Genomic DNA, 22617 nt, shown 5'->3' with positions numbered 1-22617 from the left:
GTCGGGTTACGCGGTTCGGGCTTTGAGCCAGGTGACCATTGCCGCCCAGCGCCCTTGGTCCCCTGTGAGCACCGCTTCGCTGTGACCGGCGTTGGCTACCATGATGGTCACATGAGGCAGGCCTGCGCGATCGGCCCAATAGTCGATCGCCGTCATGGTTCCCGGCGGGACCACGGGATCGGCGGCGCCCATGATTGCGTAGAACGGCGGGGACAGCCGCGAGAAGTAGGTCTCGGGCTTGAAGGTTGTCCAGCGTCGGCCGCACTCTACCCAGGCAAGATACGGGCACTGGACGGCGAGGCTCGCCCACTGCGAAAGCACCACGACAGCCTGCGTGCGCACGTCGACGCCTGATGAGCCATGGACGGCGATATTCATGACGCGATGCGGCTGCAGCACACCCGAGACGGAGACCACTGCCCGGACGCTGCGGTAGTAGCCAGCCGCGGAAAGGGCCACGTGTCCACCCGAGGAAAAGCCATAGAGGGCAATGCGTGCCGGGTCGACACCGAACTTGCTGGCGTTGGCCTTGATCCACCTCACCGCGAGCTCAGTGTCGATGCGTTGAGCCGGCCACGGTGTTCCGACGTGACTTCCGAGCGGTGCGGTCAGGCGGTAGTTGATGTTGAAGACCGCGAAGCCCTCGGCGTACAGCTTGGCCGAAACGCTGCTGGACGAGGCCTTGTCCCCGTTTGCCCAGGATCCACCGTGGATCACGACCACGGCAGCCCGCGCGGACCCACCGACCCACGCGTCGTTGTAGTAGGCATCAAGATTCTGGTACGGGTCTTCGGTGGAATACCTGTAGGTCTTGACCACGGCCCCGGCGGTGACTGTTGCACTTGTGGCAGTCCCCCCGACGCCGACAACCGAGACCTTCGCGTCAAGCACCGGAGGCAGCATGCCAGCCGCGCTGGCGACGGCGCCGACCATGACGACAGCAACTGTGGCGATGTGTCGGAAAAGCTGGATGACTGGGTTGTGGAACATGGGTCATGCCCCAATTCAGGACGGAGTGGTCACAGCTCAGCGGCCAACGAGCACAACGAGATTGGGCCATCACGAGGAAGACGTGATGGGAGGGATCCAATTTCTCATTGAGTGCTGATAGGGCTGCTCGTCTGTTGCGCGATGTCGAGCAACCTCAGAGCCCGGCGCCCGTCCGCCGCTGTTACCGCAGGTTGGCGCTGGCAGCGGATTGCGTCGGCGAACTCGGCAAGTTCGGGCATGAGCATCATGGTGATGTGGTCCCCCAGCACAGCGGGCCGGATGGTTGTCGGCTCCCCATAGGCGGGAAGCACATCGCTGTTGATCTCGACGTCGTACTGCACGAAGTTGTTGCCCCGGAGAGTGATCGAGCCCGCGCTGCCGATAACACGAAGGTCGTAGAAGAATCGGTGCGCCGACTGGGTGACGAGGAACTGAGCCAGGAGTCCCTCACCGAAGTCGAGAAGTATCGACGATGTGTCGTCGGTGCCGTGGTCTGCCCGTTGACGGACCGTGGCCGAAACATGCCTTGGCTCTTGGCCTACGAACCACAGCGCAAGGTCAATCAGGTGGCATCCGACGTAGAGGAGGGCACCGCCCCCGGCGGCAGGATCGGCCCTCCAATCGTCGTCGTCCATCGGTCCGGTGCCGATGGCCCCCGAGATTGCTTGCAGTTGTCCGATCGCACCTTGGCTCAGAAGGTCGTGGACGTGACTGGCCATGCCGAAGCGGAACGAGTAGCCGACCATGCATGTAACGCCAGCGGCTCTAGCGGCGACCTCGATCTCGCGGGCCTGCGCCTCGTTGAGCGCCATAGGCTTCTCGATGAGCAGGTGCATGCCGGCCCGGATCGCCGAGAGGGCTACCGGTGCCAGCTGGTGGTGCGGTGTGGCGATGAGGACTGCGTCGGGTTCGCCGTGGGCAACGGCGTCCTCGAAGGTCACGTATGTCTGGGCCTCACCCATTCGTGAAGCTCTCTCGGCTGCCTCAAGCACCGGATCGACGCAAGCGACCAGTCGCATCGTGTCGCTACGGGCTACCGCTTGGGCCAAGGCCGTGCCGTGGCGGCCACAGCCCACCACCGCGACTCGCAAGGTGTCGAGCTCGTTCATGGAGACCTCCCAGTTCGAAACTACGATGCCTGGCCGAGCTTCTCGATGCGCAGAATGTACGCACTCAGTACGCAGTTGCCCCGCCGGATGACAGGCCTCCGGCACCAACCGTCAGACCCGCGCTGGCGAGATCCAGTGCCTCAGTCGTGGTCAGGTCACGGCCATCGACCCATGCCGAACTGAACCGCTCGCTCCCGAGCGTGGTGCGGGCGCGGTCAAGTGCAGGCCAGACGTCTTCCTCTTCAACAGCGGGCCGCGGCGCCGCCAACGCTTCGCGGCGACTGGTCGCCGCGGAAAGGAGACAAACAGCCGTCTTTGTCGAGCGCAGGGCCTCCACTACTAGCGCGGCGATCTCGATGCAGCGCACGGTCGCGGCAGACCCGTCATCGTGCATGGCATAGCTGAGCTCCACGCTTTCGCGAGCCAGCTCAGCAGCGTGCTCGACCGCACCCAGTTCCAGCACGACGAGCGCCAAGTTCATGACGGCCGCCCGCTCCCCCATCCGCGTCCCGGCCTGATGCCACTGCGTGTGACACTCTTCGAGGAGAACCTGGGCCTTGGTCAACTGACCAGCGCGTCTGGCCTGTTGCCCGAGTTCGTTCAGGGCGTATGCAATGCCCCACGCGTCGCTCGTCAGCCGTTGCATGGCCAAGCCCTGCTCCAGCCAGGCGTTGGACTGCTCCAGGTCACCCCTCAGGCTGTCGACCCGGCCAAGGCCCAAGAGCGCTTGCGCATGCTCGGGGCTTTGCTCGTCCATGACGAGACCCAGCGCTCGCACATAGCGATCCCGCGCCTCAGTGAGTAGGCCGTGGTGTACGGCGACATCGCCCAGAGCACAAATGGCCCGGGCAGAGCCGCTTCGGTCAGCGGCTGCGTCACATATGTCGAGGCTGCCCTCGAAAAACTCTTGGGCGTGGGTCAAGTCTCCTGAGTATTCGGCGAGCCTCCCTGCGGTCTGGAGGGCGCGGGCCAGGGTTGAGGGACTGAGCTCCCCTGGGTGGCTCATGAACCGTGTCAGCCAATCCCGTCCTTCGCCCAGAAATCCCTGAGCGAGCCAGAATCCGCCCAGTCCCCAACACATCTCAGCGCCTAGGTCGAACTCTCCGCGTTCCAGATGCCATTCCAGGGCTGTTGTCAAGTTGGCATGCTCTCGTTGGAGCACGGCCGCATCAGCTGGGTAGTGAAGCCCTAACCGGGTAGCGGCTCCATCGTGAGCGACTTTCCGGTAGTAGTGCGCGTGGCAGGCGGCAGCGACTTCTTCCTGCCCTGAGCCGGCAAGACGCTCACGGGCATACTCACGAACCGTGTCCAGCATCCGGAACCGTCGTTGCTCGCGGTCTTCCTCACTCAGCAGCAACGACTTCTCCGCCAGTCCAGCTAACGCATGTACCACGTCTGTGGGCTCGAGACCCAGCCCCGCGCCTACTTGTTGCCCGGCCGAAACGGTCCACCCACCGGCAAACACCGCCATCCCGGGAAACAGCACCTGCTCGGCTGGTGTGAGCAGTTCCCAACTCCAGTCGAAGGCAGCCCGCAGGGACTGATGGCGGGACCCGCCGAGCCGTCGGCCATGAGACAGGAAGTCCAGGCGGTCCACAAGTTGGCGTGCTACTTCATGAAGCCCCAGAGACGGTACCCACACCGCAGTTAGTTCAAGAGCCAGCGGCACACCTTCCAACCGGCGAGCGATCTCCGTCGCGAGTTCAAGATCTGGGACTGCCCTTATGTCGACCGCCCCCGCCGCGCGTGCACGTTCGATGAAGAGTGTCACCGACTCGTCCGCCGCCATCGGGGGCACGAGCCACACCATCTCGCCAGGAATGCGCAACGGTTCCCGGCTAGTGACGACGAGGTTCACACCAGCGCAAGCCCGCAGCAGTTCACTCCCGAGATCTGCGCAACCGTCCGCAACATGCTCGCAGTTGTCCAGGACCAGCAGCATGCGTTTCGACTCGAGGTAACGCAAGAGAGTGTCCGTCAGAGATTCGCGAGGCGGGCAGGTTAGGCCAAGACCCAGTGCAACGGCCGCCTGCACTGGGTCCGGCCCCGTGCCCACGCGAGTCAGGTCAATGATCACGACGCCATTGCCAAAACTAGACTGACTTCGCTGCGCCATTTCCCTGGCCAGACGAGATTTGCCAATCCCTCCGGTCCCCGTGAGCGTCACTAAGCGCCATTCTGCGCTCAATTCGAGAGCTCTGGCCAGCTCACAAGCACGGCCGACCATCGGTGTGGGCTCGATCGGCAGAACCCGACGATCTTTGGCGCGCGCTGCGGGCCGACAGGAATCGACAAAGTTGGCTCGTTCAGCGGTGTCCAGACCCAACGCGTCTGCCAGGCGGCGGACTGTGTCGGGATACGGGAACCTGCGGGCGCTCCGCTCGAGGTCTGCCACCCCTCGCCGACTCAATCCTGCTCGCTCGGCCAGAGCCTCCTGGGACAAGCCAACGCGGCGGCGGTGCCGACGCAACAACTCGCCAACCCCGTCGAACCCACTGCCGACCCTGCGTCGACGCCCACAAATCGAGGGTAGCGACGAATGAGCACTGAAGCAGTCCACTCGATGGTGTCATCGGGCCCGATCGGGGGGTCACCTTGGTCGAATGGAGTCGGGCGCATCCCTCGTTCTGGCGCAGGCTGCTGGGCCCATTCAAAACGCCCGACAACTGCTGCAAGCCGTGTCTTTCCGCCGCGAATGGACCGTCGCGTCGACAATCCGGACGCGCCGTCCTCTAGCGCGTGCTCAGCGCCGCGAGCTCGCGAACGTCTTCGCCCGGTAGAGCCGGACGAGGGCTCCTCGCACCGGCGGACGCTTATGTTCCCCGGTCGATAAGAGTCGGTCAGTTCTTCCGCTGGCCTCCCAGCCGTTAGCCGACCAGCTCGTGGAGGTGGACGTCGTGGTCGCCGGCGATCAGCTCGGCCGCCTTCTCGCCGATCATGATCGTCGCGGCGTTCGTGTTGCCGCTGACGACGTTCGGCATGACGCTGGCGTCTGCCACGCGCAGGGCCTCGATGCCGTGCACCCGCAGCCGCGGGTCGACCACGTCACCGATCCGGCACGTCGACGTCACGTGATAGACGGTCAGCGCGTAGTGGCGGGCCAGGTCCTCCAGCAGCGCGTCGCTCGGCTCGGATCCGGCCTCGTGGCCGTGGGCCTGTGCCAGGTGCGGTGGGATGACGGGCTCACCCAGGCCACCGCCGGGCCAGGCCTTCGCGATCTCGAGGGCCCTGCGCATCACGGCGATCATCACCGTCACGTCGTGGGGGCCGTCGAAGTAGTTGAGCTCGATCCGGGGCGCGACGGCCGGGTCCGCGCTGGCCAGCGTCACGGCGCCCTCCGAGTGGGGTTGCACGGGGTTGGGCAGCAGGACCACCTGGCCGCGCGTCGGGTCGAGGAAGGACTCCGGGTCCTCGAAGAACGCGGACGGCGGGAGCCGGAAGACGCCCTCCCAGATCGGCGGCGTGTAGCCGGTCGCGAGGAAGCCGATCTGCGCGTCGTGGGTGTGGGCGTCGCCCAGCCCGGTCGAGAAGAACGCGACGGCGTCGTAGAGCGAGGACGACGCGAGCCCGCCGCCGGTGGTGAACCACTCGCCGATGCGTCGCTCGGCCTCGGCCTTGGCTGCAGCCAGGGGCTCGGGGAGGTCGCCGTCGTCGGCGGGGTCGGCCGGGAGCGGACCGGCCGGAGCGCGCAGCGCGTCCGGCCCGAGAGACATGGCGACGTCGACCATCGTCTCGCCGATCCCGTCGGCGGCGAACATCAGCGGCGTGTGCAGGTGGTCCTTGAGGTGACGCCCGACGTCCGGGAGGTCGACGACGCATTCGACTCCGACAGCTGCGAGCTCGTCGCGAGCCCCCACTCCCGAGAGCAGCAGGAGGTGCGGGGAGCCGATGGCGCCCGCGCACAGCACCACCTCGGTGCCCGCGGCGACCTCCTCGCTGACGCCCTGTTCGGTGCGGTAGGCGACCCCGGTCGCCCGGACCACTTCACCGTTGGCCTCGAGCAGGACGCGCTCCACAAGCGCGCCGGTGACGACCGTGAGGTTCTCCCGACCCATCGCGGGCTCGAGGTAGGCGTGGAAGGTCGAACTGCGCCGGCCGTCCTTCGTCGTGGTCTGGAAGAGCGAGGCCACCCCCTCGGGCTCGAGGCGGTCGCGACCGTTGTAGTCACCCTGCTTGAGGCCCGCCGCCCCGGCGGCCTCGACGAACTGGTTGGAGGCGCGCAGGATCGGCTGCCGCACCGACACCCCCACCGGACCGTGGTGTCCGTGCATCTCGCGGTCGGGGTGCAGCTCAGGACTGTCCACGAAGCCCTCAGACTTGAGGAAGTAGGGCAGCACCTCCTCGTAGGACCAGCCGTCCGCGCCCGAAGCGGCCCACGCGTCGAAGTCGCCGGGGTGTCCCCGGACGTATGCCATGTAGTTCAGTCCCGAGGAGCCGCCGAGCATCTTGCCCCTCGGCACCATCATCTGGCCGCCGACCAGGCCCTTCCCGACCCCGCCCGGGTCGCCGTTGTACATCCAGTCGGTCGCGGGGTCGTTCTGCAGGCTCGCCACCGCGGCCGGCACCAGCTCGGCGGGCGGCGGCGGGCCGCCGGCCTCGAGCAGGCACACCCGGACCTGTGGGTCCTCGCTCAGCCGGGCAGCGACCACGGCTCCTGCCGATCCCGCCCCCACGATCACGTAGTCGTACGTCGTGCCCATCGCTACCACCTCGTCGTGGCGCCTCGCCGGGCGGCGGGGACGGTATCGCCACGCAACCACACTCCGGAAGGGGAGACAAGGAAGCCTGAACAGCGCACGAGAGGTCAGGCCAGCGTGCTCAGCCGGCGTCGCGGTCGAGCAGGGCGAGGAAGCGTTCTGCGTCGCCGGTGCGGGGCAGGTTGTTGAACATGACGTACGGCCTCGGGCGACCGTCGACCAAGTCACGCAACCGACGCAGCTCCTCATCGGTATGGACGTGCCGCGAGCCCGTCGTGCCGTGCAGCCGGTAGTAGGTCTGCTCCGGTGTCACGGTCTCGGTCTGCATCGGGTCCACGACGTGCACCAGGTCCAGCTCGGCACACAGCTCCCTGAGCAGCGGCGCGGGCCACTCGCCGCGGGGCTCCCAGAGCAGCCGACCGGCCGGCCGCTCCACCTGCGACAGGAAGTCACGCAGCCGCCGCACGTTCTCGGCCGTCGGGCGGAAGCTCTTGGGGCACTGGAGCAGCACAGCAGTCGCCCCCAGGATGCGAGCGCACTCGAGAGTCCGCTTCCACCCGGCAAGGACCTCGGGCGTCGTCCGGAACCCTCCCACCTGACCATGGGCGCTCTCCGGCAGAGGCTGTTTCAGGCGCCGGTAGGTCGGGCTGTTGGACTCATGGGTAACGATCTGCCACGCCTTCATCGTGAACTCGAAGTCGGTCGGGACCTGGCTGCGCCACCGGGTCAGCACGGCATCCGCCGGCGGGTCGTAGAAGGTGTTCTGCACCTCGACGACCGGGAAGCGCTGCACGTACGACGCCTGCGACACGGTCCACCCACACAGCCCGACCCGAACGTCCACGGCGCCCTATCCCTCCCCCGGATGACAGTCGTCAAGACTCACGACGGTCATCCCGGCGGCTGACGCCTGATCCACAGAGGCCAAGGCCGCGCCCGCGTCCTCGAGGCCGATGACCTGGCCGACGAGGTCGGCGGGTCGGGGGGTGCCGTCCTCGATCAGCGCGAGCATCGCGGGGTAGTCGCGGGCGGGCATGCCGTGGGACCCGTAGATCTCGAGCTCCTGGGAGATGACGAGGTCCATCGGGACCGGCGGCGTCGCGTTAGCACCGAGCAGCAGGCCCGCCTGCACGTGGCGGCCACGCCGTCGCAGGCTGCGCACCGACGCCACCGCCGCCTCGGGCGAGCCGAACGCGTCGATGGAGACGTGCGCACCGCCACCCGTGACCTCCCGGATCGCCGCGGCCACGTCTTCGACAGCCCCACCATCGACGACCGCCGTAGCACCCAGCGACGAAGCCCGTTCCAGCGCAGCCGGATTCACGTCGACGGCGACCACCCGCGCACCGAGCGCCACCCCGATCATCACCGCCGACAGGCCGACCCCGCCGCACCCGTGCACGGCCAGCCACTCGCCAGAACCGAGACGGCCGTGCGTCGTCAGAGCCCGGAAGGCCGTCGCGAACCGGCACCCCAGCGACGCCGCCGTCACGAAGTCGACCGAGTCCGGCAGCCTCACGAGGTTCGTGTCGGCCCCGTGGATCGGCACGAGCTCAGCAAACGACCCCGGGCCTGTGAAACCGGGCTGCGTCTGGTCAGGACACACCTGCGCCTCGCCGGCCAGGCACCACGAGCACACACCACACCCGCACACGAAGGGCACCGTCACCCGGTCGCCGACCGCCCAGTCCCGCACGCCGGCCCCTACCGAAGCCACGACACCGGCCAGCTCGTGGCCCGGGGTGTGAGGCAACGACACCGGGTCGTGCCCCTTCCACGCGTGCCAGTCCGAACGGCATACGCCCGTCGCCTTGACGGCGATGACGACGCCACCGTCCGGACACGACGGCTCGGGCACGTCCCGCAGCTCCGGCATACGCCCGTAGTCGTCGTAGACGACGGCCTTCACGACGCGTGCGGGTCCGTCAGGACGTCGCGCCACGAGTGCTGCGGCGAGTAGCCGAGCAGGTCGCGCGCCTTGTCGATCGAGTAGAAGGTCTCGTTGCGTCCCATCGGCCGCCGCAGCTCCACCCCGTCGTAGAAGCGCTCGCGCACCTCGTCGGTCGTCGCGGCGACGGACATGTCGGCGTTCGCGACGTTGAAGACCTCGTAGCCCAGCCCGTCCACCTCGAGGCAGCGCGCCACCATCTGACCGAGGTCGCGGGTGTCGATGTAGGCGAAGATGTTGCGCCGCCGCAGCGCCGGGTCCGTGAGGAACGGCGGGAACATCTCGGCGTACTCGTGCGGCTCGATGACGTTGTTGATGCGCAGCCCGTAGATGTCGACGCCGGTGCGGGCCTGGAAGGAGCGCGCCGTCACCTCGTTGGCCACCTTCGACATGGCATACGAGTCCTCCGGCACCGTCGGGTGCTCCTCGTCGACCGGCACGTAGAGCGGCCGCCGCTCGCCCTGCGCGAAGCACACGCCGTACGTCGTCTCCGACGACGCGAAGATCACCTTGCGCACGCCGAGCCGCGTCGCGGCCTCGAGCACGTTGTACGTGCTGAGCACGTTCGTCGCGTACGTCTTCGCCTCCGACGTGAGCAGGATCGCCGGCACGGCGGCGAAGTGCACGACGGCGTCGTAGGCAGGCTTGGCCGGCAGGTCGAGCTCGTCGAAGCGCGCCAGTCCCGCGAGCGCCGAGTAGACCTCGCCGGCGTCGGTCAGGTCGACGCGCAGGTCGTCGACGGCCGTATGCCGTAGCGGCACGAGATCGGCGTTCGTGACCTGGTGCCCCTGCTCGGCGAGGAAGGGTGCGACGTGCTTGCCGGCCTTTCCGCTGCCGCCGGTGAAGAAGATGCGCATGCCCCGATCCAATCACCGATGCCTCACCACCGTTCGGGCGCCGGTCACGCCCTGACGGGTGGGAGCAGAGGGAGCAGCATCTCGCGGAGCGCCTCCTCGGTCTGCCCGGCCGAGAGCCCGCCGTCGAACCGGAGGATCCGCCACGTCGTGGCGTCACAGACGGCGACGACCTGGGCCAGCCGACGCTTTCGAGTCGCTGTGTCGTGAATCCCGTCGAGGCGCTCGGCGAATGCCTCCCGGCACCAGCTCACGTGGTAGCTGCGGCTGCGGGCGGCGAGCTCCGGCACGCCGGGCGCCTGACCCGCCTCGGCGTAGAGCTTGAGGATCAGGGCGCCGTGGTTCTCGTAGTAGCGGACCAGCGAGTGCAGCGTGGCCTCGGGGCTCTCCCCCACGGCGGCCGCCCGGTCGGCGGCAAGGCGGGAGAGCTCGCGCTCGACCGTGGCGGCGAGGAGCCCGTGCTTCGTGCCGAAGCGCCGGATCACCGTCTGCACCGTGACCTCGGCCGCGGCGGCGACGTCCTCGAGCCGGATGCGGTCGTACGGGACGTCGGCGTAGAGCCCGAGCATGGCGTCGATGATCCGCTGGCCGGTCTGCTCGGCCGCTTCCGCTCGGGCCGTCATCCGGTAGGTCCGCGCCGCCCCATCTTTCATGCGACCAATGCTAACCTCAATACATTCATGTCAGTCTTACTAAGATCAACTCACGCAAGGAGCAGTCGATGGACCCCCACACCCCCGCTTCCGGCAGCGACCCGACGCTCGCCGAGTGCACCGCCCTCGTGCCCACCCGGCTCGGCCGGCTTCACGTCCGTCTGGTCGGGGACGGCCCCACGACCGTCCTGTGGTCCTCGATGTTCGTCGACAGCCACACGTGGGACCCCGTGGTGCCGCTGCTGCCTCGGGACCGGCGGTACGCGCTCGTCGACCCGCCCGGGCTGGGCCTCAGCGAGTCGTTGCGCGACGCCAGCGACATCGCCGGCGCCGCGGACGCTGCCACCGACCTGCTCGCCGGGCTCGGCGTCGACGGCCCGGTCGACTGGGTCGGCAACGCCTTCGGCGGGCACGTCGGTTTCAAGCTCGCGGCGCGACCCGGAGTGCTCCGGAGTCTCGTGGCCGTCAGCTCGCCGGCCCAACCTGTCGACGCCCCGCTGCGCCGGCAGATCACGCTCCTGCTCCCGGTCCTTCGGACTGCGGGGCCCGTGGGGCCGGTGCGCACGGCGATCCTCGCGGCCATGCTCACCGACGCCTCGCGAGACAGCGCGCCTCTGCGTCAGGCGGTGGAGGAGTCCCTGGCGCGCCCCACCCACCGCAGCATGGCCCTGGCCGTCCGGTCCTTCATCCTCAACCGGGTCGACGTCACGGCTGAGCTCGCGGACCTCACCGTGCCGAGCCTCTTCGTGGCCTCCGACGACCGCGGCGACTGGAGCCCGCAGGACGCCGAGGATGCCGCAGCCGTGGCGCCCGACGCCACGGCGGTGACGGTGGAGCAGGCCCGCACCTTGGTCCCACTCGAGCAGCCGGAGGCCTTGGCCTCGCACATCCGCCAGTTCTGGGCGCGGCTCGCCGCGTGACGTGACGCCCACCAGCGCGGGGCACGCGAAGCGGCGGCTCGGGTCCGAGGGTGTCAGGATCCGAGCCGCCGCTGTCATTCACCTGGTGAGGAGCCGGCCTCTCAGCAGAGAGACTCCGCGACTGCGTTCTTGGCCTGGCCCCCGCCGACGGCCTGAACGAGCTGCCCCACGTTGTCCACGCCGGGGACTCCGCCGCTGTTCACCGTCTTGTGCACCTGGCCGAAGCACGCCGAGCCGGACGGTGCTGCGTTGGCGCTGCCGGCGAAGCCGACCATGGCGAGAACGGCGATGGACCCCGTGGCGAGAATGCGCTTCATGAGACATCCCTTTCTGTTGGTGGGTGCGAGTCACCCATCAACACCTCTTCCGCACGGGGGATGCGTCCGGATGCAGCCCGGCCCGACTTTTTCTTCAGGGCGCCTCGTCCGCTGACATGATGACGACCATGCAGGACGACGCGGACCGGCAGACCGAGACCCGCGCCCTGCTGGCCGAGCTCGGCACCGCCATGATCGCCACCGGACAGCCGGTGCAGGAGATCGAGGAGGAGCTGACCGAGGTGAGCGCCCGCCTCGGCTACCCCGAGGTCCAGACCGCCGTCGGCCCGACCGGCCTCATGGTCAGCCTCACCCCGGGCGGCCCCTCGACCTTCCGCTCGGCTCCTCCCGGCCTGCGCCTGCACCAGTCGGCGAGCGTGCGCCTCATCCGCCACCAGCTCGTCCACGGCGAGCTCAGCCCAGCCGCCGCCCGCGACGAGCTCGCCGCCACGGCCAGGCGCCCGGTCCAACAGCCGGCCTGGCTCGTCGCCCTCGCGTGGCCCGTGCTCGCCGTCGGCATCGCCCTGATCCTCCAGCCCGGCTGGGCCAACATCGCTGCAGCGGCAGCCGGGGCCCTCATCGTCCTCGCGCTCGTCCAGCTCGCCGAGCGCTACGAGGTCGTCAAGGCGCTGCTCCCGACGCTCGCCGCCTTCGCCGTGTCCCTCGCCGTCTTCGGCGCCGCCAACGCCGGACTGCTCGAGGGGCCGCTCCGCACCGTCCTGCCACCGCTCGCCGTCCTGCTCCCCGGAGCGCTCGTCGTCAACGGCATGTCCGAGCTCGCGTCGGGGCACATGCAGGCCGGCTCGGCCCGCCTGACCTACGGCCTCGCGCAGCTCGGCCTCTTCGCCCTCGGCCTGCTCATGGCCACCGCCTTGCTCCGCGTGCCGACCTCGACCCTCGTCAACCTCCGCGTCGACGAGATCGGCTGGGTCGGTGCGGTAGTCGGCCTCATCCTCATCGGCGCGAGCATCTGCCTCATGGAGGGCGTCCCGCTGCGCATGCAGGGCTGGGTCCTGCTCGTGCTCAGCCTCGCCTTCGGCGCCCAGGTCGCCGGGCAGGAGCTCGGCTCGATCGCCCTCGGCGGCTTCCTCGGCGCCATCGCGGCGAGCCTCGGCGCGAGCGTCGTCGAGCTGCGCCGCCCGCAGCTGCCGCGCCTCGTGCTCTTCCTCCCCGCCTTCTGGCTGCTCGTCCCCGGCAGCCTCGGCCTCGTCGGCGTCACCGAGCTTGCCGCCGGACGCGAGTCGGCCACCGACGTCGCGCTCGGCCTGCTCGGCGTGGCCATCGCCATCTCGCTCGGCCTGCTCGTCGGCTCCGCCGTCGGCCGCGCCCTGCGCGGCCGGCTCGCCGCCGACCCCGCACCGCCACCCGCGCCCGCACCACCCACGGCCCCGTCACCACACCCGGCGGCATCGGACTAGAGTCGGAGACGCAACACCCTGTCCTCTCGCCAGGACGGGGTGTTGTTCGTTGCCCACGGTGCGGGCACCGCCGGCATGGGTACGGAACGTAGGCTCTAGGGTCAACTGGCCCCAGCCCAGCACGCCGAGGAGGCACCGTGTCTCAGACTTCATCCCGGATCAGGACGATCCTGCCGACGTCGAGTCGCACCGCATTGGGCGCGACCGTCGCCACCGGTCTGCTGACCGCTCTCGCCCAGGCCCCCGAGCGTCTGAGCCGGCTGCTGCGCGACCGCTACCCGATGGTCGCCGTGACCGGCATGACGGGCGTCGGCAAGAGCCAGCTCGTCGACCGGCTCTCGCGCCGCTCCACCGACGACGCCGCCGCCGGGGTCGGCTCGGCCACCATGGAGCGTCGCACCCGCAAGGGCGCCAAGCTGCACGGCTTCCGCTTCCTCGTCGTCCCGGGCGACAACGCCGCCACGCGCCTCGCGGCCCTCGACGAGGTCTTCCACGACGAGCCGGTCGACGGGCTCATCCACGTCGTCGCCAACGGCTACGCCACCCCGCGCCGCGCAGGCGGCACGAGCGGGGTCGCCACCTCGACCCGCGAGGAGCAGCTCGCCGCCGAGCTCGAGGACTGGACCATCACCTCGCACCGCATCGCCTCGCTGGCCGTGCGCCGCAGCAAGCCGATCTGGCTCATCATCGCCGTGACGAAGACCGACCTCTACCCCGACGGCGTCGACGAGGCCGTGCGCTACTACTCGCCCGGCAGCGGCACGCCCTTCGGCGACAAGGTCGACGCCCTGCGCGCCCTGGCCGGCGGCGCCAAGCTCTCGATCGACGTGCTGCCCGTCTCCAGCCAGGGCGGCGACCGCAAGTCCGCCCTCCCGGAGAAGCGCGCCGGCGCCATGGTCGACGCCCTCGCCACCCGCCTGGGTCAGCTCAGCGGCCACGCCTGAGCGGCCCCAGCTCCCGGCGTACCCCCACTCCTAGCGGGACGCCACCCACGCGTCGACGGCTTCGAGGACCGTGTCGGTGACGCTGTGCCGCGGGACGAAGCCGAGCAGGTCGCGAGCCTTCTCCATCGAGAACATCGGCGACCGGCCCAGGTGGTCCTCGGTCAGCGCGACCTGCTCGGGGTCGAGACCGTCGACGAAGTCGGCCCACGGCACGAAGTCGATCCGGGGCTCGTGGCCGAAGTGGCGGGCGAGCAGCTCGGCGTAGCCCCGGAGGGTCAGGGCCTGCGTGCAGACGCTGTTGAAGCTCTCGCCCGCAGCGACGTCCGGCTGCTCGAGGCAGGCCTGGTGCAGCGCCGCGACGTCCTCGGCGTGGACGTGGTGGATGGTCTCGCCGCCCCGGTCGGGCAGCGTGCACGAGCCGTCGGCGCGCAGCGACTCGATGACCGCGGGGTCGAGGTTGCCGGCCGGCCCGATGGGCATCCAGCCGGGACCGCTGATGTGGCCGGGGTGCACGACGCTGGCCCGCACCCGGTCCTGGCCCATGAGGTACTGCTCGACCGCACGCTTGCCGATGCCGTAGTCACCGTAGGGGCGCTTGGGGGCGGCCTCGGTCGTCGGCACGAGCGTGCTGGGACCGTAGGACCAGATGCTGCCGGTGTGGACCACGTGCTGGCCGTCGAGGGCCTCGACGAGCTGCTCGGCCTGGGCGGTCGTGAAGCACGTGAGGTCCACGACCGCGTCGGGCCCGAGGTCGGCGACGAACGTGCCGAACCGGCCCTCGCGCTCCGCGGCCTCCCGGTCGCGCGTGACCATCTCGACCCGGTCCCAGAGCGGGTCGTCGCGGTAGGGGCGGCTCGTCCCCCGGCTGACGACGACGGTCTCGTGCCCGGCCCTGACGAGGCTCGGGACGAGGTAGGTGCCGATGTGACCAGTCCCGCCGATGACGACCGTACGCATGCCGGCAACACTAACCAGCGCGCAGGTCGGTCCCCGACGACCATCAGTAGCGGTCGGCCTCGCGCAGCACCTTCGGTCGTCCGTCGGGGTCGTGGACCAGGTCGAGTGGCAGCGCCGCCCATCTGCGCTGGCGAGCCGTGAGCTGCGGCATCGGCAGCGGACGCAACCGCCCCGGAGGCCGCTCGCCGTACCTGCCGCCCGCGTGCCAGGCCTCGAGCTCCGCGGCACGGGTCGCGTAGGCCTCGAACATCCCCGCGGGATCGAGGCAGTCGCCCATCGCCGCCTCGAGACCGCGGTCGCCCACCGCCTTCAGCCGGTCGAGGTGCTCGGCCGCGAGCGTGAGCCGCAGGTCGCGGGCATACGCCTCGTCGAGCACGACGGCCGACAGCTCCGAGTCGTGCGTCCACGAGCGGCGGCTGAAGTTGTCCGAGCCGATCCCGGCCCACGTGTCGTCGATGACGCAGACCTTGGCGTGGACGTAGACGGGGACCCCGGCACGGTTCTCGATCCCGTATGCCGCCACGCGCCCGGGAGCGACCGCGGTGAGCCGGGCGATCGCCCGGTCACGACCGAGCAGCTGCGGCACGCGGTTGGCCCCGTCGAGGTCGGGGACGAGCGGGATGACGACGACGAGGTGCAGGCCGGGCTGCGTCCGCAGCTGCTCCTCGAAGACGCGCGCCACGTCGTGCCCCCAGAAGTACTGGTCCTCGACGTAGACGAGGCGCTCCGCCCGCTGCACCGCCTTGGCGTAGCCGCGCGCCACGCTGCGCTCGCCACCCCTGGCGAAGGGATAGTCCCGGCCGTGCCGGAGGTCGGGATAGGTCCGGAGGAGCTGCACCGTGTGGTCCCCGGCGGGCGGCGGAGGTGGCCACTGCTCGGGGAGCGGCGCCGGCGAGCTGGCCAGACCGCGGGCCCTGTCGGCCGCGCGTCGCCATGGAGCGCGGGACAACGGCGTCGGGTCCTCCCACCGCTCCCGGAACACCGTCTCGACGTCGTGGACCGCGGGCCCCTGGATCGCCGTCTGGACGTCGTGCCACGGCGGGTGCGCGCCGTACTCGTCGGTGAGGCGCTGGGACTGCGGGTCACCCTCGTGCGTCGCGTCGTCCCGCCGGTTGTGCGCGAGGTCGATCCCGCCGACGAACGCCACGTCGCGGGTCGGGTCGTCACGGTGCCGGATGACGACGAACTTCTGGTGGTGCGAGCCGCCGGTGCGCACCCGCATGTCGAGCAGCACCTTCACGCCCCGCCGCTCCAGCTGCTCCCCGAGGTGACGGTTCTCCGTGGCGGAGAAGCCGGTCCGGTCGAGGTGCGAGCGCCACACGAGCCCGCAGACGACGACGCCGCGCTGGTCCGCGCGGGAGAGCACCTCGACCACCTCGCTGCCGGGCTCGCCGGTCAGCCGCTCGTCGCCGTCGCCCTGCCAGTCGGTGAAGAGCACGAGGTCGCCCGGTCCCGTCGCCTCGAGCGCGTCGTGGAGCACGCGGAAGTACGTCGCGCCGTGGATGAGCGGACGCACGTGGTTGCCCTCGGACCACGCCCGGTAACCGTGGAGCTCGTCGACCCGGGTCGTCGGGTTGCCGCGCTCGGCCCGGGTCAGCAACCAGTCAGCAGGCTCGACCATCCGTCGAGCATGCCGCATCCGCCACCGCGGCGAGCGCTCCCGACGGCATACATGGCCGTCACCGATCGCGTATGCCGTGAGGCGGAGTCAGCGGCTCAGCTCGGCCTCCTGCCCCAGCCGCTCGAGCTTCGTCGGGTTGCGCATCGCGTAGACGTGGGTGATCCGGCCGTCCTCGACGTCCACGCTCACGACCGTCGTGCCGAAGACCGGCAGGTCGATCCGCACCGCGCGTCCACCGTTGAGCGACAGCGTCGCGATCTGCGCGCCTTCGCTGACGCGGGGGAAGGCCGCGAGGAAGTTCGCCACCCGCTTGGCGCCGGTGACCGGATGCCGCGCGGCCTGCACCAGCCCTCCGCCGTCGGCGACGAGGACGACGTCGGGGGCGAGCACGTCGAGCAGGCCCTGCACGTCACCGGTCGTCACCGCGGCCATGAAGCGCTCGAGCACCTGCTCCTGCTCCGACCGGTCGACCGCCACCCGGGGACGACGGGCCGCGACGTGCTCGCGGGCGCGGTGGGCCACCTGGCGCACCGCCGCCGTCCCCTTGCCGACGGCCTCGGCGATCTCGTCGTAGGGCACGTCGAAGACCTCGCGCAGCACGAAGACCGCCCGCTCGGTCGGGGTCAGTGTCTCGAGCACCGTGAGCATCGCGATCGACACGCTCTCGGCGAGCTCGACGTCCTCGGCGACGTCGGGGCTGGTCAGCAGCGGCTCCGGCAGCCACTCGCCGACGTAGTCCTCTCGTCGCCGGGCGAGGGTCCGCAGCCGGTTGAGCGCCTGCCGGGTGACGATCCGCACGAGGTAGGCCCGCGGGTCGCGCACCTCGGCGCGCGCCTCGTCACCGAGGTCGGCCCACCGCAGCCACGTCTCCTGCACGACGTCCTCGGCGTCGGCGGCAGACCCGAGCATCTCGTAGGCCACCGTGAAGAGCAGGCTGCGGTGGTCGAGGAACGGGTCCCGGCTCATGCCGTCGAGCGTACGGCGGAGCGCTCCGCCATCGGCTTGAGCCCGCACGCCGATGCGAAGCCCTCCGACTCGATCCCGAGCGCGACGTTCGAGCGCGTCGTGAGGTTGGCGTAGCCGATGACCGTCGTCAGCTCGACGAGCCCTGCGGAGCCGAGCTGCCCCTCGAGGCTCTCGACCATCTCGTCGGTGACGGTGGGCGGCGTCTGGCTCATCGCCTCGGAGTACCCCATGACCTCCCGCTCGAGCGGCGTGAAGACGTCGGACTCTCGCCACCGCGGGATCTCGCGCGCCCGCTCGACGTCGAGCCCGTGGTTCTTGGCCATGAAGTAGTTGAAGTCGAGGCACCACGTGCAGCCGACGAGCGAGGCCACGGCCATGTGCGCGAAGGACTTGAGGCCCTCGTCGCACGCGTCCCACTTCTGCAGCTGCTGCCCGAAGCGCATGCCTGCCTTGAGCGCCGGGACGTGGTGCCACATGACGCCGAGAGACTCCGGCACCTGGCCGAACATCTTGCGGCTGAACGCTTTCACGACTGCGCCGTACGCGCCGGTGATCGGCTTCGGCTGGATCCTGGTGGTCATGGTTCCTCCTCGGGGGAACGTCGGGGGCTGCGTCGACATGAAGACACCGGCCACGCCCCGGATGTGACATCCCGTCGCGACACAGTTCGAGAACGGCGGCTCGCCCGACTGCTGCCGGGCCGCCTTCGTGGAAAACTCCGAAGGATGCAGACCGGTGACCTCGAGCTGACGACGGATGACCTCCGAGCCGTGGTGGCGTATGCCGTGTCGTGCGCCGAGCCCTCCCTTGTGCTCTTCGAGCGGGCTGAGCCCGACGACCCCCGCCCGGCGGCCGCGCTCGCCGCAGCCCGTGCCTTCGTCGACGGCGCACCCCGCTCACGCCTGCAGAGGACGGCCGCCACGGATGCCCACCGTGCCGGCAAGGAGGCGTCGACGGAGCCCGCCCGGTACGCGGCGACGGCTGCCGGCGATGCAGCCGCGGCGGCATACCTCCACCCGCTCGCGAAGGCGACGCAGGTGCGCCACATCCTCGGCGCGGCGGCGCATGCCGCCCGGGCGGCCGAGCTCGCGCGGGGTGACGACCCGGTCGTCGCGGAGTACGTCATTACCGCCGCGGCGAAGCGGGCGACGCCGGAGCTGCTCGACGTGCTCGGTCGCTACCCGCGAGCGCCGCACGGGCGCACCCGGGTGGCCGCCCTCATGACGCGGCTCGACAGCCTGCTCCGTGACCCACCGCCGACGCCCCGCGTCGTCGACGACCCGGGCCCCTTCTTCCACGGGACGCGTGCCGACGTGGCCGTCGGCGAGCTGCTCACCCCGGGGTGGCGCTCCAACTACGGCTCGGGGCGGCAGTCGAAGCACATCTACCTCACGGCCACGCGCGAGGGCGCCCCGCTCGCGGCCGAGCTCGCCCGCGGCGACGGGCCACCGCGCGTCTACCGGGTCGAGCCGGTCGGCACGATCGAGGACGACCCGAACGTCACCGACAAGCGCTTCCCCGGCAACCCGACCCGCTCCTACCGCACGACCGAGCCGCTGCGCGTCGTCGAGGAGATCGTCGGCTGGGAGCCGCCGCCGCCGGCGATGGTCGAGCACATCCGCTCCAGCATGGGCGAGCTGGCCGAGCTCGGCATCGAGGCCATGGACGACTAGGGACCGACCGAGGAGCAGGGCGAGGAGGGGACGATGACGGACTACGAGGTCACGGCGCTGACGCCGGACACCTGGGACGCGTACGCCGCGATGATCGAGCGGCACGGCGGGGTCTTCGGTGGCTGCTGGTGCACGTGGTTCCACACGATGAGCTGGGAGAAGGAGCGCGAGTACGACGCCAACCGGGACCTCAAGAAGCGCCTCGTCGAGGAGGGCCGGGCGCACGCCGCGCTCGTCTTCGACGGCGACGAGGCCGTCGCGTGGGCGCAGTACGGCTCGCCCGCCGAGCTGCCCAACATCCGCCACCGCAAGCAGTACGAGGCCGAGACGGACGTCCTGCCCGACTACCGCGTCACGTGCATCTTCGTCGACAAGCGCTATCGCCGGAAGCACCTGTCGGACCTCGCCCTCCAGGGCGTCGTCGACCTCATCGCGGCGTCCGGCGGCGGCACCGTCGAGGGCTACCCGCACGACAAGGGCGGCAAGCGGGAGGCCGTGCTCTACAGCGGCACCCGCACCCTCTTCGAGCGCACCGGCTTCGACTATGTCCGACCCAAGGGCACGACGAACTGCGTCATGCGCCGGACCGTGCCATGACGGCAATGTCCCGGTCCGACAAGGCCGCTGCGCTCCTCGCGCTGCACGACGGCCCCGGCTTCGTGCTGCCCAACGCCTGGGACGCCGGCTCGGCGCGGATCCTCGAGCAGGTCGGGTTTCCGGCGATCGCGACGACCAGCGCCGGGATCGCTTGGGCGTCAGGGGTCCCCGACGGCGGTGCGATGGACCGTGACGCGATGCTCGGCCACATCGCCCGGATCGTCGGCGCCGTGGACGTGCCCGTGACCGCCGACCTCGAGGCCGGCTACGGCGACAGCGCCGAGCAGGTCGGCCGCACCGTGGCCCTCGCCGCCGAGACCGGCGCCGTCGGGGCCAACCTCGAGGACATCGTCGACGGGCGCCTCTTCCCGGTCGACGAGGCGGCCGACCGCATCGCCGCCGCCCGGGCCGCGGCACCCCGCGGCACCTTCGTCCTCAACGCCCGCACCGACACGTACTTCGCCGGTGTCGACGGCGACGTCTTCGCCCAGACGGTCGAGCGCACGAGCCGCTACCTCGAGGCCGGAGCCGACTGCGTCTTCGTGCCCGGCCTCGTCGACGAGGACTCGATCCGCCGGCTCGCCGCGGCGATCCCGGGCCCGCTCAACATCGTGGCCGGCCTCGCCAACACCATCGACGCGCGCACGCTCTTCGCCCTCGGCGTCAGGCGAGTCAGCCTGGGCGGCAGTCTCGCCCGCGCGTCGCTCAGCCTGCTCGAGCGCGCCGGCCGGGAGCTGCTCGACACCGGCACCCTCGGCTTCCTCGACGGCGCGATCGGCTACGCCGACCTGCAGGAGCGCTTCCGCCCGTAGTCACCCGTCGCCTCCCGGCGAGACGGCGTATGCGTGTCGCCGGGCCCGCGGTCAGCCGCGGTCAGCCGCGGTCAGCCGCGGTCAGCCGCGGTCAGCTGCGGTCAGCTGCGGTCAGCTGCGCAGGACCTTCTCCATCTTCCTGCCCTTGGCGAGCTCGTCGACGAGCTTGTCGAGGTAGCGGATCTTCTGCATGAGCGGGTCCTCGACCTCCTCGACCCGGATGCCGCAGACCGTGCCCGTGATCGCGGATGCGTTGGGGTTGAGGTGCGCCTGGTCGAAGAAGTCCTCGAAGGTCGTCTCCGCGGCGAGCTGCTGGGCCAAGGCCTTGTCGTCGAAGCCGGTCAGCCACTCGATGACCTCGTCGAGCTCGGCCTGGGTGCGGCCCTTGCGCTCGAGCTTCTTGACGTAGAGCGGGTAGACCGACGCGAAGGACGTCGTGAAGATCCGGTGAGCCATGCCTCGAGGATAGCGAGACGCGCCGATGCCACACCGCGCTCGGGACGGGAAGGAAGCCCACGGCATACGGACGCCTTTCGTCCGGGAGACGCCCTAGCGTTCTCGCCATGGCTATCGCTCGTTACCCCAGCTTCGTCCTCGACTGCCCCGACGCGGAGGCACTGGCGACCTTCTACGGCACCCTGCTCGGCTGGACGGTCAAGACGTCCGACGGGTGGGGTGAGATCCGCGACGAGAGCGGGCAGCAGTGCATCTGCTTCCAGCAGGTCGAGGACTTCACCGCGCCCCAGTGGCCCGGCCAGGCCGTGCCGCAGCAGATGCACCTCGACGTCATGGTCGAGGACCTCGACGCGGCCGAGCCCGAGGTGCTCGCGCTCGGTGCGACGAAGCACGAGCACCAGCCGGGCACGTCGTTCCGCGTCTTCCTCGACCCGGCCGGCCACCCCTTCTGCCTCTGCGTCGACTGACGCGAGAACCGGCCGGCCGGCCGCGCTCGGGTGCCTCAGCCGACGAGGTGCTCGAGCGCGAGCTGGTTGAGCCGGACGAAGCCGTAGTCGCGCTCGGCGGCCTTCTCGGCGTCGAAGCCGTCGTCGGTCGCGAGGAAGTCGTCGAGCGACTCCCCGGCACCCAGGGTCGGCTCGGCGAGGTCGAGCACCCCGGCATACGCCCACGCCTCCGCGGTGCGCGGGTCGGCGCGGAAGGCGGCGGCCTTGTCGGCGAGCAGGAGGTACATCGACATGCACGCCTTGGCCGACTCCCACACGCCGTCCATGAACTCGGTGCGCGACGGCTTGTAGTCGAAGTGCCGGGGCCCGGTGTAGCGCGGCCCGTCGGGCACGCCGGGGAAGCCGTTCTCGATGAGGTCGACCGTGAAGAAGGCCGACACGAGGTCACCGTGGCCGAAGACGAGGTCCTGGTCGTACTTGATGCCGCGCTGGCCGTTGAGGTCGATGTGGAAGAGCTTGTCGCTCCACAGCGCCTGGCCGAGCGCGTGCGTGTAGTTGAGACCGGCCATCTGCTCGTGCCCCGTCTCGGGGTTGAGGCCGACGATGTCGCCGTGGTCGAGCTCGGCGATGAGCGCGAGCGCGTGCCCGACCGTCGGCAGGAAGATGTCGCCGCGCGGCTCGTTCGGCTTGGGCTCCAACGCGATCCGCAGGTCGTAGCCTTGGCTCTTGATGTAGCCGGCGACGGTGTCGAGCCCCTCCTTGTAGCGGTCGAAGGCGGCGTGGAGGTCCTTCGACCCGTCGTACTCGCTGCCCTCGCGCCCACCCCACATGACGAACGTCGACGCGCCCATCTCGGCGGCGAGGTCGACGGCGCGCAGCACCTTGCGCAGCCCGAATCGGCGCACGCCGCGGTCGTTGGCCGTGAGGCCGCCGTCCTTGAAGACGGGGTGGCTGAACGTGTTGGTCGTGACCATCTCGATGGTCAGGCCGGCACGGTCGGTCGCGTCCTTGAGCTGGCCGGTGATGCGCGCGCGGGTCGCGTCGTCGGCGTCGAAGGGGAAGACGTCGTTGTCGTGGAAGGTGATGCCCCAGGCGCCGAGCTCGGCGAGCTTGTCGGAGTACTCCCACGGGTCGAGGACGGGTCGCGTCGGGCCGCCGAAGGGGTCGGTGCCGGTCCATCCGACGGTCCAGAGACCGAAGGAGAACTTGTCGTCGGGGGTGGGCTGGCGCGTCATTGCG

Annotated in this window: 22 protein-coding genes; 7 read left to right on the top strand and 15 right to left on the bottom strand. The window is 70.2% G+C overall.

Features of this window, described 5'->3' with window-relative positions:
• Positions 1–6: 6 nt before the first annotated feature.
• The 8 genes from ACSSS0_RS11685 to ACSSS0_RS11650 all read right to left on the bottom strand — a co-directional run bounded on the left by ACSSS0_RS11685 (position 7) and on the right by ACSSS0_RS11650 (position 10251).
• The gene (locus ACSSS0_RS11685; RefSeq protein ID WP_487228086.1) at positions 7–990 is read right to left on the bottom strand and encodes an alpha/beta fold hydrolase; all 984 of its coding nucleotides are present in this window, start codon (positions 988–990) and stop codon (positions 7–9) included.
• A gap of 104 nt (positions 991–1094) precedes the next feature.
• Positions 1095–2099, bottom strand: a complete 1005-nt coding sequence (locus tag ACSSS0_RS11680; protein WP_487228085.1) for a Gfo/Idh/MocA family protein — start codon at positions 2097–2099, stop codon at positions 1095–1097.
• A 64-nt stretch (positions 2100–2163) separates the two neighbouring features.
• Complete coding sequence (locus ACSSS0_RS11675; RefSeq protein WP_487228084.1) at positions 2164–4659, bottom strand: ATP-binding protein; 2496 nt, start codon at positions 4657–4659, stop codon at positions 2164–2166.
• Positions 4660–4966: 307 nt separating this feature from the next.
• A complete protein-coding gene (locus tag ACSSS0_RS11670) occupies positions 4967–6799 on the bottom strand; it encodes a GMC family oxidoreductase (RefSeq protein ID WP_487228083.1) in 1833 nt (610 codons plus the stop codon).
• A gap of 118 nt (positions 6800–6917) precedes the next feature.
• On the bottom strand, positions 6918–7589 hold the full coding sequence (locus ACSSS0_RS11665) for a DUF72 domain-containing protein (RefSeq protein ID WP_487228082.1): 672 nt from the start codon (positions 7587–7589) through the stop codon (positions 6918–6920).
• Positions 7590–7646: 57 nt separating this feature from the next.
• Positions 7647–8705: a zinc-dependent alcohol dehydrogenase family protein gene (locus ACSSS0_RS11660; RefSeq protein ID WP_487228081.1), complete on the bottom strand. Its 1059-nt coding sequence runs from the start codon at positions 8703–8705 to the stop codon at positions 7647–7649.
• Positions 8702–9601, bottom strand: coding sequence for an NAD-dependent epimerase/dehydratase family protein (locus ACSSS0_RS11655; RefSeq protein ID WP_487228080.1), 900 nt, complete (start codon positions 9599–9601; stop codon positions 8702–8704). Before ACSSS0_RS11655 ends, ACSSS0_RS11660 begins: the two co-directional genes overlap by 4 nt.
• A gap of 44 nt (positions 9602–9645) precedes the next feature.
• Entirely contained in the window at positions 9646–10251 is a 606-nt protein-coding gene (locus tag ACSSS0_RS11650) for a TetR/AcrR family transcriptional regulator (RefSeq protein WP_487228079.1), read from the bottom strand.
• Positions 10252–10319: 68 nt separating this feature from the next.
• Here ACSSS0_RS11650 and ACSSS0_RS11645 point away from each other — a divergent pair, with 68 nt between their 5' ends.
• Positions 10320–11171, top strand: a complete 852-nt coding sequence (locus ACSSS0_RS11645; RefSeq protein ID WP_487228078.1) for an alpha/beta fold hydrolase — start codon at positions 10320–10322, stop codon at positions 11169–11171.
• A gap of 101 nt (positions 11172–11272) precedes the next feature.
• Here the strand turns inward: ACSSS0_RS11645 and ACSSS0_RS11640 are convergent, their stop codons facing one another.
• On the bottom strand, positions 11273–11488 hold the full coding sequence (locus ACSSS0_RS11640; RefSeq protein ID WP_487228077.1) for a hypothetical protein: 216 nt from the start codon (positions 11486–11488) through the stop codon (positions 11273–11275).
• Positions 11489–11616: 128 nt separating this feature from the next.
• On the opposite strand from ACSSS0_RS11640, the gene ACSSS0_RS11635 reads away from it, so the two are divergent.
• Both ACSSS0_RS11635 and ACSSS0_RS11630 read left to right on the top strand, forming a co-directional pair.
• The gene (locus ACSSS0_RS11635) at positions 11617–12906 is read left to right on the top strand and encodes a threonine/serine exporter family protein (RefSeq protein WP_487228076.1); all 1290 of its coding nucleotides are present in this window, start codon (positions 11617–11619) and stop codon (positions 12904–12906) included.
• Positions 12907–13043: 137 nt separating this feature from the next.
• On the top strand, positions 13044–13850 hold the full coding sequence (locus tag ACSSS0_RS11630) for a hypothetical protein (protein WP_487228075.1): 807 nt from the start codon (positions 13044–13046) through the stop codon (positions 13848–13850).
• 30 nt (positions 13851–13880) lie between these two features.
• Here ACSSS0_RS11630 and ACSSS0_RS11625 read toward each other — a convergent pair whose 3' ends face one another.
• The 4 genes from ACSSS0_RS11625 to ACSSS0_RS11610 form a co-directional block, all read right to left on the bottom strand.
• Positions 13881–14807 (bottom strand): NAD-dependent epimerase/dehydratase family protein, encoded by a 927-nt coding sequence (locus ACSSS0_RS11625; protein ID WP_487228074.1) that lies wholly within the window; start codon positions 14805–14807, stop codon positions 13881–13883.
• Positions 14808–14850: 43 nt separating this feature from the next.
• Entirely contained in the window at positions 14851–16428 is a 1578-nt protein-coding gene (locus ACSSS0_RS11620) for a phospholipase D family protein (protein ID WP_487228073.1), read from the bottom strand.
• Between the two features lie 87 nt (positions 16429–16515).
• Positions 16516–17394 (bottom strand): RNA polymerase sigma-70 factor, encoded by an 879-nt coding sequence (locus tag ACSSS0_RS11615; protein WP_487228072.1) that lies wholly within the window; start codon positions 17392–17394, stop codon positions 16516–16518.
• Positions 17391–17975 carry a carboxymuconolactone decarboxylase family protein gene (locus ACSSS0_RS11610; protein WP_487228071.1) on the bottom strand — a complete coding sequence of 195 codons (585 nt, stop codon included), beginning with the start codon at positions 17973–17975 and terminating at the stop codon, positions 17391–17393. The genes ACSSS0_RS11615 and ACSSS0_RS11610 overlap by 4 nt, the downstream gene beginning before the upstream one ends.
• A 144-nt stretch (positions 17976–18119) precedes the next feature.
• Here ACSSS0_RS11610 and arr point away from each other — a divergent pair, with 144 nt between their 5' ends.
• Genes arr through ACSSS0_RS11595 form a run of 3 tightly spaced genes read left to right on the top strand, consistent with a single transcriptional unit; the run spans position 18120 to position 20476 of the window.
• The gene (gene arr / locus ACSSS0_RS11605; RefSeq protein WP_487228070.1) at positions 18120–19067 is read left to right on the top strand and encodes an NAD(+)--rifampin ADP-ribosyltransferase; all 948 of its coding nucleotides are present in this window, start codon (positions 18120–18122) and stop codon (positions 19065–19067) included.
• Between the two features lie 33 nt (positions 19068–19100).
• Positions 19101–19664, top strand: coding sequence for a GNAT family N-acetyltransferase (locus ACSSS0_RS11600; protein WP_487228069.1), 564 nt, complete (start codon positions 19101–19103; stop codon positions 19662–19664).
• A complete protein-coding gene (locus ACSSS0_RS11595; protein ID WP_487228068.1) occupies positions 19661–20476 on the top strand; it encodes an isocitrate lyase/PEP mutase family protein in 816 nt (271 codons plus the stop codon). The genes ACSSS0_RS11600 and ACSSS0_RS11595 overlap by 4 nt, the downstream gene beginning before the upstream one ends.
• A 111-nt stretch (positions 20477–20587) precedes the next feature.
• On the opposite strand, the gene ACSSS0_RS11590 is transcribed toward ACSSS0_RS11595, so the two are convergent.
• A complete protein-coding gene (locus tag ACSSS0_RS11590) occupies positions 20588–20932 on the bottom strand; it encodes a DUF2200 domain-containing protein (protein WP_487228067.1) in 345 nt (114 codons plus the stop codon).
• 107 nt (positions 20933–21039) lie between these two features.
• Here ACSSS0_RS11590 and ACSSS0_RS11585 point away from each other — a divergent pair, with 107 nt between their 5' ends.
• Positions 21040–21399 (top strand): VOC family protein, encoded by a 360-nt coding sequence (locus ACSSS0_RS11585; RefSeq protein ID WP_487228066.1) that lies wholly within the window; start codon positions 21040–21042, stop codon positions 21397–21399.
• A gap of 35 nt (positions 21400–21434) precedes the next feature.
• Here the strand turns inward: ACSSS0_RS11585 and xylA are convergent, their stop codons facing one another.
• On the bottom strand, positions 21435–22613 hold the full coding sequence (gene xylA, locus ACSSS0_RS11580; RefSeq protein WP_487228065.1) for a xylose isomerase: 1179 nt from the start codon (positions 22611–22613) through the stop codon (positions 21435–21437).
• Positions 22614–22617: the final 4 nt, after the last annotated feature.

This window comes from Terrabacter sp. R4-6 (genome assembly GCF_057529065.1).
Note: the sequence above shows the minus strand (reverse complement) of the source record. Positions and strands in the feature narration are given on the sequence as shown.

Bases quoted from the DNA above. Each gene is read 5' to 3' on its own strand.
- ACSSS0_RS11685 (WP_487228086.1), bottom strand. From the start codon at position 990: ATGTTCCACAACCCAGTCATCCAGCTTTTCCGACACATCGCCACAGTT.
- ACSSS0_RS11680 (WP_487228085.1), bottom strand. From the start codon at position 2,099: ATGAACGAGCTCGACACCTTGCGAGTCGCGGTGGTGGGCTGTGGCCGC.
- ACSSS0_RS11670 (WP_487228083.1), bottom strand. From the start codon at position 6,799: ATGGGCACGACGTACGACTACGTGATCGTGGGGGCGGGATCGGCAGGA.
- ACSSS0_RS11655 (WP_487228080.1), bottom strand. From the start codon at position 9,601: ATGCGCATCTTCTTCACCGGCGGCAGCGGAAAGGCCGGCAAGCACGTC.
- ACSSS0_RS11650 (WP_487228079.1), bottom strand. From the start codon at position 10,251: ATGAAAGATGGGGCGGCGCGGACCTACCGGATGACGGCCCGAGCGGAA.
- ACSSS0_RS11645 (WP_487228078.1), top strand. From the start codon at position 10,320: ATGGACCCCCACACCCCCGCTTCCGGCAGCGACCCGACGCTCGCCGAG.
- ACSSS0_RS11640 (WP_487228077.1), bottom strand. From the start codon at position 11,488: ATGAAGCGCATTCTCGCCACGGGGTCCATCGCCGTTCTCGCCATGGTC.
- ACSSS0_RS11635 (WP_487228076.1), top strand. From the start codon at position 11,617: ATGCAGGACGACGCGGACCGGCAGACCGAGACCCGCGCCCTGCTGGCC.
- ACSSS0_RS11625 (WP_487228074.1), bottom strand. From the start codon at position 14,807: ATGCGTACGGTCGTCATCGGCGGGACTGGTCACATCGGCACCTACCTC.
- ACSSS0_RS11620 (WP_487228073.1), bottom strand. From the start codon at position 16,428: ATGGTCGAGCCTGCTGACTGGTTGCTGACCCGGGCCGAGCGCGGCAAC.
- ACSSS0_RS11615 (WP_487228072.1), bottom strand. From the start codon at position 17,394: ATGAGCCGGGACCCGTTCCTCGACCACCGCAGCCTGCTCTTCACGGTG.
- ACSSS0_RS11610 (WP_487228071.1), bottom strand. From the start codon at position 17,975: ATGACCACCAGGATCCAGCCGAAGCCGATCACCGGCGCGTACGGCGCA.
- arr (WP_487228070.1), top strand. From the start codon at position 18,120: ATGCAGACCGGTGACCTCGAGCTGACGACGGATGACCTCCGAGCCGTG.
- ACSSS0_RS11600 (WP_487228069.1), top strand. From the start codon at position 19,101: ATGACGGACTACGAGGTCACGGCGCTGACGCCGGACACCTGGGACGCG.
- ACSSS0_RS11595 (WP_487228068.1), top strand. From the start codon at position 19,661: ATGACGGCAATGTCCCGGTCCGACAAGGCCGCTGCGCTCCTCGCGCTG.
- ACSSS0_RS11590 (WP_487228067.1), bottom strand. From the start codon at position 20,932: ATGGCTCACCGGATCTTCACGACGTCCTTCGCGTCGGTCTACCCGCTC.
- ACSSS0_RS11585 (WP_487228066.1), top strand. From the start codon at position 21,040: ATGGCTATCGCTCGTTACCCCAGCTTCGTCCTCGACTGCCCCGACGCG.
- xylA (WP_487228065.1), bottom strand. From the start codon at position 22,613: ATGACGCGCCAGCCCACCCCCGACGACAAGTTCTCCTTCGGTCTCTGG.